This is a genomic window from Gallibacterium genomosp. 1, from assembly GCF_001678575.1.
In the GTDB taxonomy this organism is placed as follows: Bacteria; Pseudomonadota; Gammaproteobacteria; order Enterobacterales; family Pasteurellaceae; genus Gallibacterium.
Genome location: NZ_JTJP01000005.1, coordinates 1 through 19,150, shown reverse-complemented (window position 1 = coordinate 19,150; position 19,150 = coordinate 1). Strand labels below are relative to the sequence as shown.

The 19,150-nt window shown below is 38.8% G+C and carries 16 protein-coding genes; 9 read left to right on the top strand and 7 right to left on the bottom strand.

The window, feature by feature from the left end; translation table 11 throughout:
- Window positions 1–64 precede the first annotated feature (64 nt).
- The 6 genes from QV04_RS01160 to rpsU form a co-directional block, all read right to left on the bottom strand.
- A complete protein-coding gene (locus tag QV04_RS01160) occupies window positions 65–565 on the bottom strand; it encodes an MltR family transcriptional regulator (RefSeq protein ID WP_039174479.1) in 501 nt (166 codons plus the stop codon).
- A gap of 26 nt (window positions 566–591) precedes the next feature.
- Window positions 592–1,746 (bottom strand): mannitol-1-phosphate 5-dehydrogenase, encoded by a 1,155-nt coding sequence (locus tag QV04_RS01155; protein WP_039174480.1) that lies wholly within the window; start codon window positions 1,744–1,746, stop codon window positions 592–594.
- Between the two features lie 54 nt (window positions 1,747–1,800).
- Complete coding sequence (locus QV04_RS01150) at window positions 1,801–3,666, bottom strand: PTS mannitol transporter subunit IICBA (RefSeq protein WP_039174482.1); 1,866 nt, start codon at window positions 3,664–3,666, stop codon at window positions 1,801–1,803.
- Window positions 3,667–4,121: 455 nt separating this feature from the next.
- The gene (gene rpoD / locus QV04_RS01145) at window positions 4,122–5,996 is read right to left on the bottom strand and encodes an RNA polymerase sigma factor RpoD (protein ID WP_065231615.1); all 1,875 of its coding nucleotides are present in this window, start codon (window positions 5,994–5,996) and stop codon (window positions 4,122–4,124) included.
- A gap of 50 nt (window positions 5,997–6,046) precedes the next feature.
- Window positions 6,047–7,837, bottom strand: coding sequence for a DNA primase (gene dnaG / locus QV04_RS01140; protein WP_065231614.1), 1,791 nt, complete (start codon window positions 7,835–7,837; stop codon window positions 6,047–6,049).
- Between the two features lie 138 nt (window positions 7,838–7,975).
- A complete protein-coding gene (rpsU, locus tag QV04_RS01135; RefSeq protein WP_013745715.1) occupies window positions 7,976–8,191 on the bottom strand; it encodes a 30S ribosomal protein S21 in 216 nt (71 codons plus the stop codon).
- A gap of 202 nt (window positions 8,192–8,393) precedes the next feature.
- Between rpsU and tsaD the strand changes: the two genes are divergently transcribed.
- Window positions 8,394–9,413: a tRNA (adenosine(37)-N6)-threonylcarbamoyltransferase complex transferase subunit TsaD gene (gene tsaD / locus QV04_RS01130; protein WP_039174488.1), complete on the top strand. Its 1,020-nt coding sequence runs from the start codon at window positions 8,394–8,396 to the stop codon at window positions 9,411–9,413.
- A gap of 61 nt (window positions 9,414–9,474) precedes the next feature.
- Here tsaD and QV04_RS01125 read toward each other — a convergent pair whose 3' ends face one another.
- Window positions 9,475–11,373: an ABC transporter ATP-binding protein gene (locus tag QV04_RS01125; RefSeq protein ID WP_065231613.1), complete on the bottom strand. Its 1,899-nt coding sequence runs from the start codon at window positions 11,371–11,373 to the stop codon at window positions 9,475–9,477.
- A gap of 52 nt (window positions 11,374–11,425) precedes the next feature.
- Between QV04_RS01125 and QV04_RS01120 the strand changes: the two genes are divergently transcribed.
- From QV04_RS01120 to QV04_RS01085, 8 genes are all read left to right on the top strand, one after another.
- A complete protein-coding gene (locus QV04_RS01120; protein ID WP_013745712.1) occupies window positions 11,426–12,055 on the top strand; it encodes a MarC family protein in 630 nt (209 codons plus the stop codon).
- A gap of 83 nt (window positions 12,056–12,138) precedes the next feature.
- Entirely contained in the window at window positions 12,139–12,768 is a 630-nt protein-coding gene (gene gmk, locus QV04_RS01115; protein WP_039089805.1) for a guanylate kinase, read from the top strand.
- Between the two features lie 63 nt (window positions 12,769–12,831).
- Window positions 12,832–13,104, top strand: coding sequence for a DNA-directed RNA polymerase subunit omega (gene rpoZ / locus QV04_RS01110; RefSeq protein ID WP_013745710.1), 273 nt, complete (start codon window positions 12,832–12,834; stop codon window positions 13,102–13,104).
- A 36-nt stretch (window positions 13,105–13,140) separates the two neighbouring features.
- The gene (spoT, locus tag QV04_RS01105) at window positions 13,141–15,279 is read left to right on the top strand and encodes a bifunctional GTP diphosphokinase/guanosine-3',5'-bis pyrophosphate 3'-pyrophosphohydrolase (RefSeq protein ID WP_065231612.1); all 2,139 of its coding nucleotides are present in this window, start codon (window positions 13,141–13,143) and stop codon (window positions 15,277–15,279) included.
- Complete coding sequence (gene recG / locus QV04_RS01100) at window positions 15,279–17,363, top strand: ATP-dependent DNA helicase RecG (protein WP_065231611.1); 2,085 nt, start codon at window positions 15,279–15,281, stop codon at window positions 17,361–17,363. Before spoT ends, recG begins: the two co-directional genes overlap by 1 nt.
- On the top strand, window positions 17,356–17,871 hold the full coding sequence (locus QV04_RS01095; RefSeq protein ID WP_065231610.1) for a chorismate--pyruvate lyase family protein: 516 nt from the start codon (window positions 17,356–17,358) through the stop codon (window positions 17,869–17,871). Before recG ends, QV04_RS01095 begins: the two co-directional genes overlap by 8 nt.
- A gap of 144 nt (window positions 17,872–18,015) precedes the next feature.
- Window positions 18,016–18,810: a glutamate racemase gene (gene murI / locus QV04_RS01090; RefSeq protein WP_065231609.1), complete on the top strand. Its 795-nt coding sequence runs from the start codon at window positions 18,016–18,018 to the stop codon at window positions 18,808–18,810.
- Window positions 18,807–19,106 carry a hypothetical protein gene (locus tag QV04_RS01085; RefSeq protein WP_065231608.1) on the top strand — a complete coding sequence of 100 codons (300 nt, stop codon included), beginning with the start codon at window positions 18,807–18,809 and terminating at the stop codon, window positions 19,104–19,106. Before murI ends, QV04_RS01085 begins: the two co-directional genes overlap by 4 nt.
- Window positions 19,107–19,150: the final 44 nt, after the last annotated feature.

The window sequence follows — 19,150 nt, the reverse complement described above, 5'->3', positions numbered from 1 at the left end:
AGTATTCCGAGAAAGTTTTATGGAAAGATAGGATAAAAAGTAGTTATGCATTAGGTTAGATGATTCACAACGGACTTTCAATCAACAGTGCCTCGTGAATAGAGATAATTGCCAGTGTGATATAGGAGCGAATCATTTTTTCCCAGCGAATGATTTTTACTTGTTCAAGTAATGAATTGTTTGTTGCGTGTGGAAGGGGATCTTTTATAAAAATAGAATCTTTGATACAGTTGAGTTGTTGCACAAAATCTAGCAGTAACGGATTACTGAAAGAGAGTTCCTGTGTTTGGTTGTTGATAATTTCTTTAAGTTTCAGAAACTGTTCAATATCTTCAAAAATGTCTTTAGAGATCACGCCTAAACCTAACAACACTTTTAAACGGATTTTAAAGTCAAATAAAGGACCTGAATGCTCGAACAGCGATTCAATCACTGATTCAACAACAAAATCCGTTTTGCGGAAAACTTTGTTGATAAGTTGATCCAATGCTTCTTCAAAAACAGTTACCGCTGCAATGATTAATCCTCGTGCGCTGGTAACTTCATTTAGTTTTTCCTCGATCATTTAAGTCCTTTAATATCATCAAGAAATTATTTTTTCAGTGATGCGTAATTTTGGGCAATTTCCGCAAAAATTGCAGTGTTATCTAATCCGGTATATTTTTCTAATGTTTTCGTAATTCCTTGATCAGCAATAGATTTCTGTAATTCTACTGCTTGTGGATCATTTGCATTAGTGTAACACAACGCGGCAGCGATTGCTTTGCATAACATCGGATGAGGAAGTTGATATTCCAATGTGCCACGTAATGGTTTGATTAAACGATCATTATAGCTAAGTTTTCTGATAGGTTCGCGCCCAACACGATCTACATCATCGGTAAGGTATGGATTGGCGAAACGTTTTAGAATTTTTTCAATATAAGCGGCGTGGGCAGCCGGATCGAATTGATAACGCTTGATTAATACTGCACCGCTTTCTTGCATTACAGTTTTAACTTGTTGTTTGATATTTTCATCATCAATCGATTGTTTAACGAATTGGTATCCGGCAAGTTTGCCTAAATAAGCAGTAACAGCGTGACCGGTATTCAATGTGAACAATTTTCGTTCAATAAATGCCATTAAATTATCGGTACATTCCATACCTGCGATATTCGGAATATCACCTTTAAATTGAGTTTCATCCACAATCCATTCACTGAATTCTTCAACAGTAACCTGTAGCGGATCTTCGCTGTTTGCTTCAACAGGTGGCACAATTCTATCCACAGCAGAATCAACAAAGCCTACATATTTTTCAATAAGTTGTTGCTCTGATTCGGAAAGGTGAGAATAAACGTGTTCTTTTAACGCACTGGTTCCACGAACCATATTTTCACAAGCGATAATGTTTAATGGTTGATGATTGCCGTTTTGGATACGTTGTAGTAAGCCTTGCGCTAAAGATTTAGCAATAATCTTTAATACGCCAGCACCGATAGCAGTCGTGATTAGATCAACTTGTTGAATTTTTTCAAAAAGCTGTTGTTTATTGGCTGAATTAATCCCGTCCACATTTTTTACAATTTCAATTTTGTTTTGACCATCCCCAACCACTTTGACTGAGTAGAATTTTTGTTGATTAAGTTGATTAATAACGGTTTCGTTAATATCAGCAAAAGTGACATAAATACCAGCATCAGCAAGTAATTTACCGATAAAACCGCGTCCGATATTGCCGGCGCCAAAATGTAATGCTTTCATTATAATCTCCTAAATAAAAAGAACGTAGTGATATCACTACGTCCTTACAGCCTATTAACCTTTGAGTAATGCTAACACTTTTTCTACATCATCTGTAGTTGTTAAAGTCTTGATTGCTTCTTCGCTATCCAAGGCGTTGGTAATTGCGGTAACCACTTGAATGTGTTCATTGTTGCGAGCAGCAATGCCGATAACTAATTTGGCAATACCATCCTCTTCATCGGTGAAACGCACGCCATCTGGATATTGACAGAATACGATACCGGTTTTTAATACAGCATCTTTTGCTTCAATAGTACCGTGTGGTACGGCAACACCTTCACCGAGATAGGTGGAAACAAGTTTTTCACGTTCCAACATTGCATCAACATAACTTGGTTGTACAAAACCGCCTTTTACTAATTGTTCACCAGCAAAACGGATTGCCTCTTCTTTATTAGCAGCTTTCAATCCAAGGAAAACTTGATTTGGTGCTAATGTAAAGTGGGCGTGCGTTTCTACAGTTTCCGCCTGTTTTGTACTTTGTTGACCGACTTCCGCTTTCAATTCGCTGACTAAATGGTCATAGAATTTATTATCCAAGAAATTAGTGAGTGACAAGTGCATTGCAGTTGGTACTTGCTGTTTTGCGCGTAAAGTTAAATCTTGGTGAGTGATAACTAAACGTGCATTATCAGGTAAGTCATTGATTGCACAGTTCGCTACTTCAATATCTAAACCGGCATCTTTAACTTTTTTACGCAACATACTTGCACCCATTGCGCTTGAACCCATACCAGCATCGCAGGACACAAAGATTTTTTTCAATCCGTTGTAGTTAATTTCAACGTGGTTGACATTAGTAGTTTGACCTGATTTTAAATTCTTCATTTGTTGCGTTGCTTCTTCCAAAGAACCTTCGCCTTTTTGAAGTTTTAAGAAGAAAGAGGCAATAACGAAAGAGACCGCACAAGCAATTAATACCGAAAGAATTACACCGAACATTGATGATTTAGGGGTCATAAGCAATACAGCGAAAATAGAACCTGGTGAAGCGGGTGCAACTAAGCCTGAATGAGTTAATGTAAGTGTGAATACACCTGACATACCGCCGGCAATCACGGCAAGTAATAAACGTGGATTCATTAACACATATGGGAAATAAATTTCGTGAATTCCACCAAAGAAGTGAATGATGGCTGCACCACTGGCGGTTTGTTTGGCAGAACCTTTACCGAATAACATATAAGCAAGTAACACACCTAAGCCCGGACCAGGATTTGCTTCAATTAAGAAGAATACAGATTGTCCAAATTCCTGTGATTGTTGAATACCTAGCGGTGAGAAAATACCGTGGTTGATGGCATTATTTAAGAATAAAATTTTTGCCGGTTCAACGAAAAGCGAAGTAAGTGGTAGTAAATCTGCATTAACAAGTACGTCAACACCGGCGGCTAATGCTGTGGAAAGTGCTTTAACGGATGGACCGATTGCAAGGAATGCGATAAGTGCGAGAATCATCCCGATAATACCGGCAGAGAAGTTGTTGACCAACATCTCAAAACCGCTTTTAATTTTACCGTCTACCCATCTATCAAATTTTTTGATGGCATAACCACCGAGTGGACCGGCAATCATTGCACCAAGGAACATTGGAATATCTGAACCAACGATAACCCCCATTGTGGTAATGGCGCCAACTACAGCACCACGATCACCCCCGACTAAACGGCCACCAGTATAACCGATGAGCAATGGTAGCAAATAAGTGATCATTGGACCAACAAGTTTGCCTAATGTTTCGTTTGGCAGCCAACCTGTCGGAATAAATAATGCGGTAATAAACCCCCAAGCGATAAAAGCACCGATATTCGGCATTACCATATTGGAGAGAAAACGACCGAAGTTTTGTATGCGTAATTTTGTCTGTGCAGAAACCATAGTTTAATCCTCAATAATGTAGAAGAAATTTCGAACAGAAAAATAGCATATTGAACAAAAAAGCGGAAATTTTTGATTTCAAAAATGTGACGAACTTCAAATAAAATTTTTTATGAAAAAAAATAAAGCGTGATGTATGTCACAAAATTTAAAATATAAAATATTTTTTGTGATATATATCACATTTTTTCTATATGAAAATGATGAAAAAAGTATGGGATAAAAGTTATTTTTTACTTGGTAATATGACCTATTTTCGCCTAATTTTATCGACATAATGTGTTTACTAAGGAAAAGAGGCAGTTCATAAAATAAAGAATTAGAATAATATGGCTACACATCAAAATGAACTAAAACAAAATATTGGGGAAAGCTATATTGTATTATTAAATATGTAACTATTTGAAAAATAAAAAGATCGGTTTTACGACCGATCTTTTTAAATAAGAATTTAGTTATTCATCCAAGAAACTACGCAACGTTTCAGAACGACTAGGATGGCGCAATTTACGTAAGGCTTTCGCTTCAATCTGACGAATACGTTCACGAGTAACATCAAATTGTTTACCTACTTCTTCCAAAGTGTGATCCGTATTCATATCAATACCAAAACGCATTCTAAGCACTTTAGCTTCACGTGGTGTTAAACCTTCCAAAACTTCGTGAGTTGCTACCTTTAAGCTTTGTGCGGTTGCTGAATCCAGAGGTAATTCTAAAGTATTGTCTTCAATAAAATCACCTAAATGTGAATCATCGTCATCACCGATAGGGGTTTCCATTGAAATAGGTTCTTTAGCAATTTTCAATACTTTTCTGATTTTGTCTTCAGGCATTCCCATTCGTTCAGCTAACTCTTCCGGAGAAGCTTCACGCCCCATTTCTTGTAACATTTGGCGAGAAATTCGATTTAATTTATTAATCGTTTCGATCATATGTACCGGAATGCGGATAGTACGAGCTTGATCAGCTATTGAACGCGTAATTGCCTGACGAATCCACCAAGTTGCATATGTAGAGAATTTATAACCACGACGATATTCAAATTTATCTACCGCTTTCATCAAACCGATATTACCTTCCTGAATTAAATCAAGGAATTGCAATCCACGGTTGGTATATTTTTTGGCAATGGAAATCACCAAACGCAAGTTGGCTTCTACCATCTCTTTCTTCGCGCGACGAGCTTTAAGTTCACCTTGCGAAATTTTTTCACCGATTTGGCGGATTTGTGTAATGGTTAATCCACTTTCCTGTTCAATGGCTTTCAATAATTGAATTGCTTGGCGGATACCAACTTCGTAATCCTTTAATTTTTCAGACCAATTTTTGCCAGCAGTTAATGCTTTTTCAATCCAAGCATCATTTGTTTCGTGACCGATAAAAGCTTTTTGGAAAGTGCCTTTCGGCATTTTGGCATATTCAACGGCTAAACGTTGGATTTGTCGTTCTTGAGTACGAATACGCTTCATCATATCTCGCATTGATAATACTAAAATATCGAATTGTTTCGGTACTAATCGGAATTGTTGAAAAATTTCTGAAAGAGCATTAATTTGATCTTTTGCTTTTTTATTTCCACGACCGTGTTTATCAATTGCAGCGACAGTTTTGTGATGTTGCTCTTTTAATGCAGTAAATTTTTCTCGTGCCACTTCAGGGTCAATGCTGTTATCCGAATCATTGTCGGCACTGTTGTTGGATTCGCTATCACTGTCTTCGTCATCATCGCTTTCATCGAGATCATCGCTGGAAATATTGTCATCGTCTTCTCCTTCTCCGGAATCATCACTCATAAATTTTGAGTAATCTTCGGTATCTACTGCATTTGGATCGACAAAACCGGTAATAAGATCGGAAAGACGAACTTCACCTTTTTCAACAAGATCATATTGCGCTAATAAATGATCCAGAGCTTGTGGATATTCCGCAACTGCACATTGAACTTCGTTAATTCCTTCTTCAATACGTTTTGCAATATCAATTTCGCCTTCTCGGGTTAGCAATTCTACGCTACCCATTTCTCGCATATACATACGCACTGGGTCGGTAGTTCTACCAATTTCAGATTCTACACTAGAAAGAACCTGTGTAGCTTCTTCTACAGCATCTTCATCGGTAACATTTTCGTTTAGCATAAGATCATCGGCATCTGGAGCTGATTCAAGCACTTGAATCCCCATATCGTTGATCATTTGAATGATGTCTTCTATTTGATCGGCATCAACGAGGTCTTCCGGTAAACTATCATTAACCTCTGCGTAGGTGAGGTAACCTTGTTCTTTGCCCTGTGCAATTAATTGTTTTAACTGAGATTGTGGATTTTGATCCATATTTTGACATCCAATAATTGTTGATTAGCAGAAATCATTCTTCATAATTGTTATGAAGAATAGACCGGAACTAGCAAGTTTCGACTGTTTGCTAGTAGTTCTATCAGTTCTTTTTTTTCATCGAGCGATAAAGAATCTGTACGATCTTTCGCTTTTAACGTTTCAATACGTTTTTCCATTACTTTGGAATGCAAGTGTTTTAGATTACCATAAAAAGTAGCTTCGATGTTATCATCTTTTATTAAATGATCCCACATTGCTAATTTTTCAAGGATTTTCTGTTCTTTTTTTCCACGCCAAAATTCCAGCAGCTGACCGGTTGTAATGCCACTTTTGTTGGCACAAATCTGATAAATTTCAAGGAATAATGCCAACCCAGGCATATTTAAGTCATACAACACTTGTGGATTGCTTAATAAGATACGCGTGACTTGTGTATCGGCAAGTTCTGGATTTTGTATTAGTAATGCAATAAGTAACCGCATTGGTGTAGATTGTAGCCGTTCTTCTTTCTCTTTTGCTTTATACTCTGAAATAAACGTAGGTAGCATTTTTTCAAGTTGCATACTGTCCATAATACCGAGCTTTTGTCCTAAAGTATTGCGTAGATAAAGACGTAATGTTTCACCAGGAATTTGGTTAATTAATGGTACAGCTAATGCAGCCAATTTACTGCGACCATCTTTGCTACTTAAATCCACTTGTGATAGTAGATGTTGAAATAAGAATTCACTCATTGTCTGAGCATTATTGAGAAAATTTTCGAATTGTTCTTTACCGATTTGGCGAATAAACGTATCAGGATCTTCATTATCTGGCAAAAAGATAAATTTAAGCTGTCTACCATCATAAAGGTGAGGTAAGGCATTTTCTAATGCTCTCCATGCAGCGCTTTTACCGGCATTGTCGCCATCATAACAACAGATAATTTGTTCAGTAGCACGGAATGCGATCTGAATTTGTTCTCCAGTAGTTGCAGTTCCCAGTGAAGCAACTGCATTAGTAACGCCGAATTGAGCTAATGCAACCACATCCATATATCCTTCTACAACAAGCAAATATTCTGGATTATCATTTTGTTGTAATGCTTCATATAACCCATATAATTCGTTTCCCTTATGGTATGTAGCCATTTCTGGTGAATTTAAATATTTAGGTTTTTCATCTCCTAAAACTCTACCGCCGAAAGCGATGGTTCTGCCTCGACGATCTCGTATTGGAAACATAATTCGTTGGCGGAAGCGGTCATAAAAGTTACCGTAATCAGATTTTGTAACCATACCGGTGTCCACTAGTTTTTGACGGTCTTCTGATGTTTTACCGAAGCTATTTAAAACGGAATTAGTATTGGTTGAGAAACCGATGGCAAAGCGTTGAATAATTTCAGTTGATAATCCTCGTTGTTGAAGATAAGCCTGTGCTGGCAGAGATTGAAGCAGTTGCTGTTGATAAAATTGAGTTATATCGTGCATTAACTGATGTAAATCACGTTTACTTCTATAATTGGCACTATTGTTGGGATTATATTTACTATTAGTCTCTTCCCTTGGAACTTCTACCCCTTGTAATGATGCTAGCTCTTCAATAGCTTCAACAAAATCCATCTTGTCATATTCCATTAAAAAGGTAATGACATTTCCGTGAGCGCCGCAACCGAAACAGTGGTAAAACTGTTTTTTAGGGCTAACGGAAAAAGAAGGCGTTTTTTCATTATGGAATGGACAACAGGCTTGGTAATTTTGCCCTGCTTTTTTTAGTTTTACTCGAGAATTAATAATATCAACGATGTTGGTACGTGCTAAGAGTTCATCAATAAAAGTGCGTGGAATTAGTCCTTTCATTTTCGACACCCCTCATATGGCAAAGAAATTTGCTGTTACAGCGTTGCAATAATTATGGGCTATAAAATAAAGATAACCGTGTTTCTAAAGAAACACGGTTTAAAATATAATTCGTTTAAAGCTAAATCAAAGAATGAATTAATATAAACGAGTATGACGTGCGTTTTCACGTGCTAATTTTTTAGCGTGACGTTTTGCAGCAGATGCTTTTTCGCGTTTACGAATAGTAGTTGGTTTTTCGTAGAATTCACGGCTACGAACTTCCGCTAAGATTCCTGCTTTTTCGCAAGAACGTTTGAAACGACGTAATGCAACGTCAAATGATTCATTTTCACGAACTTTAATTACAGGCATGAGCCAATCACCTCAATGAAATTTATACATATTTGTGGTTATACAAGATAACCTTTACTCAATAAAGGTCGCAATTTTAATCTATTTCCATACGAAAAGTAAAGCGCTTATTTCGTGATTAGCAACCGACAAACTAGAGAAATTAATGAAAAAAGCGTAAAATGCCGGCAATTTTTTTGAAAGGTATAACGAAGAAAGATAGATGAAAGTTTTAGGAATAGAAAGCTCCTGCGATGAGACTGGGGTCGCTATTTATGATGAAGAGAAAGGATTAATCGCCAACCAGCTCTATACTCAAATCAGTTTACACGCCGATTATGGCGGAGTTGTGCCGGAATTGGCTTCGCGAGATCATATTCGGAAAACAGCACCTTTAATTCAGGCAGCGTTGCAAGAAGCAAATTTGCAGCCTGAAGATATTGATGGTGTAGCCTATACAACAGGACCAGGGTTGGCTGGTGCGTTGTTAGTGGGGGCAATGATTGCTCGCTCTTTGGCTTATGCTTGGAATGTGCCGGCATTAGGTGTTCATCATATGGAGGGACATTTGCTCGCACCGATGTTGGAAGAGCGAGTTCCTGATTTTCCTTTTTTGGCATTGTTGGTGTCAGGAGGGCATACACAGTTAATTCAAGTCAACGGTATTGGTGATTATCAATTATTGGGGGAATCAATAGATGATGCTGCAGGTGAAGCATTTGATAAAACAGCTAAATTGCTTGGTTTGGATTATCCGGGGGGAGCAGCATTGTCACGATTGGCGGAACAAGGCAACCCTAATCGTTTTATATTTCCACGACCGATGACGGATCGTCCGGGGCTTGATTTTAGTTTCTCTGGGTTGAAAACGTTTGCTGCAAATACTGTAGCTCAATATCCGCAAGATCAACAAACACGTTGTGATATTGCTTATGCATTCCAAGCAGCTGTAGTGGATACATTGGCAATTAAGTGTCAACGCGCCTTGACTCAAACCGGTTTGAAACGTCTGGTTATTGCTGGTGGTGTGAGTGCAAATAAACAGTTGCGTCAACGTTTAGCTGAATTAATGGAAAAATTAGGTGGGGAAGTGTTTTATCCAGCTCCTCAATTCTGCACCGATAATGGCGCAATGATCGCTTATGCTGGTTTTTTACGCTTAAAAGCAGGCGAGCAGACCGGTTTGGCGGTTGAAGTGCGTCCTCGTTGGAAAATGAGTGATTTAGCGAAGATTGTTAGCTAAATTAATCAAGATGATGGGCGGTTACAGCCCATCATTATATTAAATATTAAAAATTACTCCTTTAACTGAAACTCTCCAATAATTCTTGTTGCGTCAACCAATCATTTTCGACCTGTTCGAGCTTTTTCTTTAATTCTGCCTGATCCGCTAATAATGTTGTTAATTTTTCTTTATTTTCAGTAAGATAAAGGTCGTTATCCGATAATTTAGTTTCTATTTGCGCCAGTGTTGTTGAATATTGCAGCATACTTTTTTCAAGCTGTTGAAGTGCTTTTCTAATCGGGGCGGTTTTTTCGCGTAATTCCGCTTCACGCCGCTTTTGTTCTTTTCGTTGAAGAAATTCATTTTCCTTATTAGTCTCGGAAGTAACCATTTGCTGATTAGCGTCTGATTCCAATGTTAAAAGCCATTTTTGATAATCTTCCAAATCGCCGTCAAACGCCTCAACTTTTTTATCGTGTACCAAATAGAACTCACTGACGGTATTGCGTAACAAATGGCGATCGTGCGATACCACCACTAATGAGCCTTCGTAATCCATTAATGCCTCAGTAAGTGCTTGACGCATATCCAAATCTAAATGGTTGGTCGGTTCATCAAGCAATAATAAATTCGGTCGTTGCCACACAATTAATGCTAAAACCAAACGTGCTTTTTCACCACCAGAAAAGGAAGTGATCGTTTGTTTGACTTTATCGCCGTGAAAAGCAAAACCACCGAGATAATTCCTCAATTCCTGTTCCGTTTTGGTCGGTGCTAGACGTTGTAAATGCCATAAAGGACTCTCTTCAGCACGTAAAATATCGAGTTGATGCTGGGCGAAGTAACCGAGCTGTACACCTTTGGCTAATTGCACAACACCTGATTGTGGTGCAAGTTCTCCGGCTAATAATTTAATCAGAGTCGATTTCCCGGCGCCGTTTTTCCCTAATAAGCCGATGCGTGAACCGGGCACTAAATTCAGTTTAATCTGCTGTAAAACCAGATGTTCGCCATAACCGGCACTCACTTTTTCCATTGATAACAATGGATTAGGCAGATATTCCGGTCGTGGGAAATGGAATGAAAATGGATTGTCGATATGAGCCGGAGCGATTTTTTCCATTCGTTCCAGTGCTTTAATTCGGCTTTGTGCCTGTTTCGCTTTGGTGGCTTTTGCTTTAAAGCGATCAATAAATTTTTGCAGATGTGCAATTTTTTGTTGCTGTTGTTGGTAGAGTGCATTCTGTTGGGCAAGTTTTGAAGCACGCATTATTTCAAAATTTGAATAATTTCCAGTGTATTCAAATAGTTGGTGTTGTTCTATATGGATAACTTTATTAATGATCGGATCGAGAAAATCGCGATCGTGAGAAATTAAAACTAATGTGCCTGAATAACTTTTCAGCCAACTTTCCAGCCAAATAACGGCATCTAAATCCAAATGGTTGGTCGGTTCATCAAGTAGGAGTAAATCTGAACGGCAAAGCAGCGCTTGAGCCAAATTCAGACGCATTCGCCAACCACCGGAAAATGATTTTACCGGCAGACTGAGCTGTGATTCTTCAAAACCTAAGCCGTGTAATAATGTAGAGGCACGAGATTGAATTGTCCAAGCATCAATAGCATCCAGTTGAGAATGAATAGCGGCAATGCGATAACCATCATTTTGCTGATTGGCAATGGCTAATTGTTGTTGTAATTGTGTATATTTACGATCACCTTGAATGGTATAATCCAAAGCAGAAATTTCCAATGCCGGCGTTTCTTGATTAACCCAGCTGATTTGCCAGCCGTTCGGATAGGTGACATCGCCTTGTTCGGGGAATAATTCGCCTTTGATCAGTGAAAATAGCGAAGATTTCCCACACCCATTTTTGCCGACAAGTCCGACTTTCTGACCTGGTGTGATGGTGGCATTGGCGTTTTCTAATAATGTTGTAATTCCGCGTTTAAGGGTCAAATTTGTAAAAATTAACATTTTTCGATATGCTCTTGATAAATTTTATTATTTTTCAGTTTAGGATGGCCGAATGTTTGATTCTTTTTTAGTACAGTTTGTTGTTTTATGGGCCGTAATCGATCCTATCGGCTCAGTTCCTGTGTATCTTACCAAAACTATCGGGCTGTCGGCGACAGATCGAAAGAAAATAGCAAGAAATGCGGTACTTATTGCAACAGGAATTTTGTTTTTCTTTTTGATTACAGGCCAATTTTTATTGGAGGCGATGCAAATTCCTTTAACGGCATTTCAGGTTGCCGGCGGCTTGGTGTTGTTGCTTTTTGCGTTAACGATGGTGTTTAGTGAAGGCAAAGCGGAACAGGAGATGCGTTTGTCTTCAAATATCAATGAATTAGCGGTTTATCCATTGGCAGTGCCGTCCATTGCTTCGCCCGGTGCAATGATGGCGATTGTGTTATTGACCGATAACCATCGCTTCAGTTTTGCGGATCAGATTGTAACGGCAGCCATTATGGCGTTAGTGCTGTTGATTACCTATTTATTATTGATAGCTGCAAATAGGATTCAACGTCTAATCGGTACAACCGGTGCCGCAATTATTAGTCGCGTGATGGGCTTGATTTTGGCGGCAATTGCGGTCAACCATATTTTAAGTGGCATTAAAGCCTTTTTTATTGAAGTGATTCCAACTGTTACATAATTGTTAAAAAATAAAGCAAAAAAGAGACGTTTTATTGATAAAGGTGATAAGATAACGTTCTTTGCCAGGATAGAGAAATTTTTATGCCATTAGGAAATTTATATATTGTATCTGCGCCGAGCGGTGCAGGGAAATCTTCGTTAATTTCTGCACTATTGCAGCAACAGCCAAGCTATGAAATGCAGGTTTCCATTTCGCATACTACGCGTCAACCGCGTCCGAATGAGGAGCATGGAAAACATTATTATTTTGTTGATCATAAAGAATTTGAGCGATTAATTGCGGAAGATGCTTTTTTAGAATATGCGGAAGTCTTCGGAAATTATTACGGTACTTCATTGCCGATGATTGAGCGTTCATTAAAACAAGGGATTGATGTTTTTTTGGATATTGATTGGCAAGGCGCTCAGCAGGTGAGAAAAAAAGTACCGGCGGCAAAAAGTATTTTTATCCTACCGCCGTCACTGCAAGAATTAGAACGAAGATTGGTTGGTCGCGGTCAGGATTCGAATGAAGTGATTGCTGCAAGAATGAAAAAAGCGATCAGTGAAATCAGTCATTATGATGAATATGATTATTTAATTATTAATGATGATTTTGATCAGGCATTGAGTGAAATTAAGGTGATTTTAAAAGCGGAAAAATTGCGGGTCGAACGGCAAGTGCAACGCCATCAATTATTAATTTCACAACTACTGGCGAAATCGGAATAGCTTTAGTATTATACGTAACCTTTTTATTGGTTGAATAGTAAACAATTATTTTTGGAGAAAAGTATGGCACGCGTAACTGTACAAGATGCAGTAGAAAAAATTGGTAACCGTTTTGATTTAATTCTGACCGCCGCTCGTCGCGCGCGCGAGTTACAACTTCACGTCCGTGAGCCGTTGGTTCCGGAAGAAAATGATAAACCGACTGTTATTGCATTGCGTGAAATTGAAAAAGGATTGATCAATAACGATATTATGGATGCTCAAGAACGCCACGATGCGTTAGAACAGGAACACGCTGAATTACAAGCGGTCTCTTTGTTGGCAGACGTGGAATAATCACTATCTATTAAATTTATTGCCGAAGAACGAGTTATGTATTTATTTGAGAGTTTACATACAATAATTAAAAGTTATTTACCCGATGATCAAATTGAGTTGGTTAAACGTGCATTTGTGATTGCTCGTGATGCCCACGAAGGGCAAACTCGTTCCAGCGGCGAACCTTATATTACCCATCCGGTTGCAGTGGCTTCCATTATTGCCGAAATGAGATTGGATCACGAAGCAGTAATGGCGGCACTATTGCACGATGTGATTGAAGATACGCCTTATACAGAAGAAGAATTAACCGCAGAGTTTGGTAAAAGCGTGGCGGAAATTGTTGAGGGGGTATCTAAATTAGATAAATTAAAATTTAGAACTCGCAAAGAGGCGGAAGCTGAAAACTTTCGTAAAATGATTTTAGCAATGACGCAGGATATTCGCGTCATTCTGATCAAATTGGCAGACCGAACCCATAATATGCGAACACTCGGAGCTTTGCGTCCGGATAAACGTCGTCGTATTGCGAAGGAAACATTAGAAATTTATAGTCCGTTAGCACACCGTTTAGGTATCGAGCATATTAAGAACGAGTTGGAAGATTTAGGTTTTGAGGCATTGCATCCTCATCGCTATCAAGTTTTGCAAAAAGTTATCCAAAATGCGCGCGGTAATCGTAAAGAGATGATTCAACGTATTACGAATGAAATTAAAGGGCGTTTGGATGATGTCGGGATTCCTGCTCGCGTGTTCGGACGTGAAAAACATCTCTATTCCATTTATCAAAAAATGAAAATGAAAGAACAGCGTTTTCATTCGATTATGGATATTTATGCCTTTCGCGCCGTTGTTTCGGATATGGACACCTGTTATCGCGTGTTAGGACAAATGCATAGTTTGTATAAACCGCGTCCGGGTCGTGTTAAAGATTACATTGCTGTGCCGAAAGCGAACGGCTATCAATCGTTGCATACCTCAATGATTGGTCCGCACGGGGTGCCGGTTGAAGTGCAGATTCGTACTGAAGATATGGATCAGATGGCGGAAATGGGGGTAGCGGCGCATTGGATTTATAAACAAGGCGGTAAGAATGATAGTACCACCGTGCAAATTCGAGCGCAGCGTTGGTTGCAAAGTTTGATCGAGTTGCAACAAAGCGCCGGTAACTCATTTGAATTTATTGAGAATGTGAAGTCGGATCTTTTCCCTGATGAAATTTATGTTTTCACTCCTAAAGGTCGTATTGTGGAATTGCCGGCAGGCGCAACGCCGGTTGATTTTGCTTATGCGGTGCATACCGATATCGGTCAAACCTGTATCGGTGCAAGAGTCGATCGTCAGCCTTACGCACTTTCTCAAGCATTGCAATCCGGTCAAACTGTAGAAATTATTACCGCACCTTCGGCACGTCCTAGTGCAACTTGGCTAAATTTTGTGGTTACAGCAAAAGCACGATCAAAAATTCGCCAAACATTGAAGTCTTTGCGTCGTGACGAAGCCATTATGCTTGGCAAACGACAATTATTCCACGCCTTGTCACCAACGAAACTGGAAGATATTGACAGCAATAATATTTCAGCATTGTTGGCAGAATTAAAATTGAACAGCTTGGATGATTTATTGGCGGAAATCGGTTTAGGCAATCAAATCAGTGTAGTTATTGCTCATCGTTTATTAGGTGAGAAATTAGAAATTGATACCGACGGTGATTTGAGCAATAACACTTATAAAGAGACCGAGAGCGGAGTTTTAATTAAAGGCGTTGATGGTTTGTTGATTAACTTCGCAAAATGTTGCCATCCAATTCCGGGTGATCCGATTGTGGCTTATGTTAGTCCGGGTAAAGGATTGGTGATTCATCACGAATATTGCGCCAATATCAGACATCGTGAAGAAAATGCGGATCACTATATGCCGGTAGAGTGGGAAAAGAGCGAAAACAGCGTTGAGTTTGAAGCGGAATTACGCATTGAAATGTTAAATCAACACGGTGCTTTTGCGAATTTAACTTCAGTGATTACTTCTGCCGGTAGCAATATTCAAAGTATCTGGACAGAAGAACGAGATGGGCGCGTTTATCAGGTCTTTGTTGTACTGACAGCGAAAGATAAAACGCACTTGGCTGCAATTATTCGAAAAATCAGTGCAGTATCCGGTGTTGTTGAAGTTTTCCGTAACATTAATGAATAATGCAAGCAGAAACATTACTTGATCATTTGCCTCTTACTGTTCTTTCCGGTGTTGGTGCGGCAATGTCGGAAAGATTATCTCGTTTAGGAATCCGTTCCGTTCAAGATCTCTTATTCCATTTTCCACTGCGTTACGAAGATCGCACTCACATTACTCCAATTATTGATTTGCGTCCGGATAGTTATGCCACGATCGAGGGCATTGTGCAGACGTGTGAAGTTCAGTTTGGTCGCCGACCGATGTTAACGGTTTCCCTTTCCGACGGCTCATCAAAAATTATGTTGCGTTTTTTTAATTTTAATGCCGGGATGAAAAACAGTTTTTCGAGTGGAGCCAGAGTAAAGGCATTCGGGGAAATTCGACGTGGGCGATTTATGGCAGAAATGCACCATCCGGAATATCGTATTATTCACCATAATGAGCCTTTGACCTTAGATGAAAACCTCACGCCGATTTACCCTTCAACGGAAGGACTAAAACAAGCATCTTGGCGAAAATTGACGGATCAAGCATTGGCATTATTGGATAAAGCCACTATTAAAGAGCTGCTTCCCACAGAATTTAACCCTAGTGGGTATGATTTGAAAAGTGCAGTGCAGTTTTTACATCGACCGCCGGCGGGTACCCTATCTGAAATGTTGGAAAAAGGGGAACATCCGGCACAACAGCGTTTAGCATTTGAAGAGCTGTTGGCACATAACTTAGCAATGCAAAAAAGTAAGCAAGATGCACAACAGAACTCAGCGATTGTGTTACGTTATCAGAGCAATATCAAGCAACAATTCTTGGCAACGTTGCCATTTACCCCAACAAAAGCACAATTACGAGTAGTAGAAGAGATTGAGCAGGATCTGCAACGATCTCAACCGATGATGCGTTTAATTCAAGGCGATGTTGGTTCCGGAAAAACGTTAGTGGCATTATTGGCTTCTTTAGTGGCGTTGGATAATCAGCAACAGGTGGCGATTATGGCGCCAACGGAAATTCTTGCAGAACAGCATTTGCATAATTTTTCTCATTGGCTGGAACCGTTTGGCATTAAGGTCGGTTGGTTAGCGGGTAAAGTAAAGGGCAAAAAACGGCAGCAATCGTTGGAGCAGATCCAAAGTGGTGAAACTCAAATTGTTGTTGGAACGCACGCTTTGTTTCAGGAGCAGGTAGAGTTTCATTCGTTGGCATTAGTGATAATCGATGAACAGCATCGCTTTGGCGTTGAACAAAGGCTACTATTACGAGAAAAAGGTGCTAAAAATGGATTTTATCCGCATCAACTGATTATGACGGCAACACCAATTCCTCGTACATTAGCTATGACGGTATATGCTGATTTAGATATTTCTGTGATTGATGAATTGCCACCAGGAAGAACACCGATTAAAACCGTAGCAATTGCAGAGGAGCGGCGAGATGAATTGGTTCAGCGAGTGTTTCACGCTTGTACTGTGGATAAACGACAAGTTTATTGGGTTTGTACTTTGATTGATGAGTCTGAAGTATTGGAAGCTCAAGCTGCGGAAGCCTTGGCAGAGGATTTGCGAAAAGCATTGCCAACACTTGAGATTGGATTAGTTCATGGAAGAATGAAGTCGCAAGAAAAACAGAATATGATGGATATTTTCAAAGCAGGTGAAATTGATGTGTTGGTGGCAACAACTGTGATTGAGGTAGGAGTTGATGTGCCAAATGCGAGTTTGATGATTATTGAAAATGCAGAAAGGCTGGGATTATCACAACTTCATCAATTGCGCGGACGTGTTGGTCGAGGGAATGTTGAATCTTTTTGTGTACTGCTTTATAAAACACCTTTAGGTAAAATTTCACGACAGCGTTTAGATATTATGCGTAGTAGCAATGATGGTTTTGCTATTGCGGAAAAAGATTTAGAAATTAGAGGTCCAGGAGAAGTATTGGGGGTTAAACAAACAGGTGTTGCAGAGTTTAAAGTGGCTAATTTAGTGCGCAACAGACGATTATTACCAGCAGTGCAACGGTGTGCAAATCAGCTAATGCAAATAAATTCTCCCAATATAGAACAGTTAATTCATCGCTGGTTAGATCAAAAGATAGAATATTCCAATGCATAATTATTCTTTATATCGTCAATACTTACGTGAACTACACTGGCAATCTGATTTTTCAGGATTAAAGCCGATGTATCGAAATTGGTTATCTCTGCATGGTTCGTTGACTGCAGCATTAAAACAAAAATGCCGCAAGCTTAATGTATTTCCTGTGTTTGAAGGATGGATAGTTACATCACAAGAAAAACAGATAGGATTTCATTGTGATAGTGATAAATGTTGGTTGAGGGAAGTTGTGTTAATTGGCGATGGGCAGGAATGGATTTTTGCTAGAACTTTTATTCCGGAATATACATTTGCATTTTATAGTGAGAAAATTTACCGATTAGGAAAAATGCCGTTGGGCTCTTGGCTGTTTCAACAAAATGTACAACGAACCGAAATAAAATGGGGAGCGAATCATCAGCATTATGCTCGTTGTTCAACATTGAGTTTACAGCAGCGCCCCTTTTTTGTGAGTGAACTTTTCCTAAAAGATTTTTGGCGAAAACTTAAATATCTGAATGTTTAAGAGAAATCTGTTTATTGGTTGAATCAGTCTATTTTATGGCGGATAATTCTTCCATTTCCTTTCAAATGCCATTTGTCGTGAAGTTATTTTGATAAAATTAATTAAAGCACAACAAATCACAAACTTATAAAAATTATCTAAATTATGACAAAAAATCCAACAATTCTATTTTTTGATTCCGGTGTCGGCGGATTAAGTGTCTACCGTGAAGTAAAAGCATTATTGCCCAATTATAATTATCTTTATTGCTTGGATAATGCTTGCTTTCCTTATTCAGAAAAACCGGGAAAACTGCTGGAACAACGATGTGTTGAAATTTGCCAAAAAATTGCTATAAACCAACAAATCGACTTGATTGTTATTGCTTGTAATACCGCCAGTACAATAGTTTTGCCAGCAATGAGAGCTGCTTTTAATTGTCCAATTGTAGGAACTGTTCCAGCAATTAAACCGGCAGCAGAAAAAACGCAAACGAAAGTGATAGGTTTACTGGCAACGAAAGGTACGATTACACGCCCTTATGTAGATGATTTAATTCAACAATATGCAAAAAATTGCGAGGTAAGACGTTTAGGTTCAACCGATTTAGTTGAAATAGCGGAACAAAAATTGCACGGCAAAAAAGTCGATTATCTTGCAATTAAGAGAGCAGTTGCCGAATGGCATTATGAGTATGAAATGGATACAGTGGTGTTGGGTTGCACTCATTTTCCTTTATTGAAAGCGGAATTGAAGGCGTGCTTACCGCAAGTTTCTTTCTTTATTGATTCCGGAAAGGCAATAGCGCGCAGAGTGCAATCATTACTTCCACAAGTAACAATAGCCAAGAATAATGATAAGCAAATTGCTTATTGCACAGCACCTTTTGATGATGAAAATGATGTAAAAAAAATGTTTTTTGACTGGGGGTTTACTCAGTTAGAGTTATTGCTGATATGATATTTTCAATAGGATTAGCTGGAGCAAAACCTTGTCACCCTTGGATAGGAAAGGTCTTATCTTGGTATAAAGTAACGCCTTTTAGAGATGGCTATCGTACTATAGCAAATACAAGAATTTGTTCTAGGATGACGAAATTACATTATAAGGTAAAATTAAATGGTCAATCATTTGAATTAAATGATGGGATGTATTTCTTCCCATATGATTATTTCTTACCAAGAAGGGATGACAAAGGTAAGTTTATTATTACAGACAATACGATTGCAATTCATCATAGCACAGGGTTGTGGTAGTTTTGGTTTAAAAATAAGCAATTAAAAAATAAATTAAAAAAATC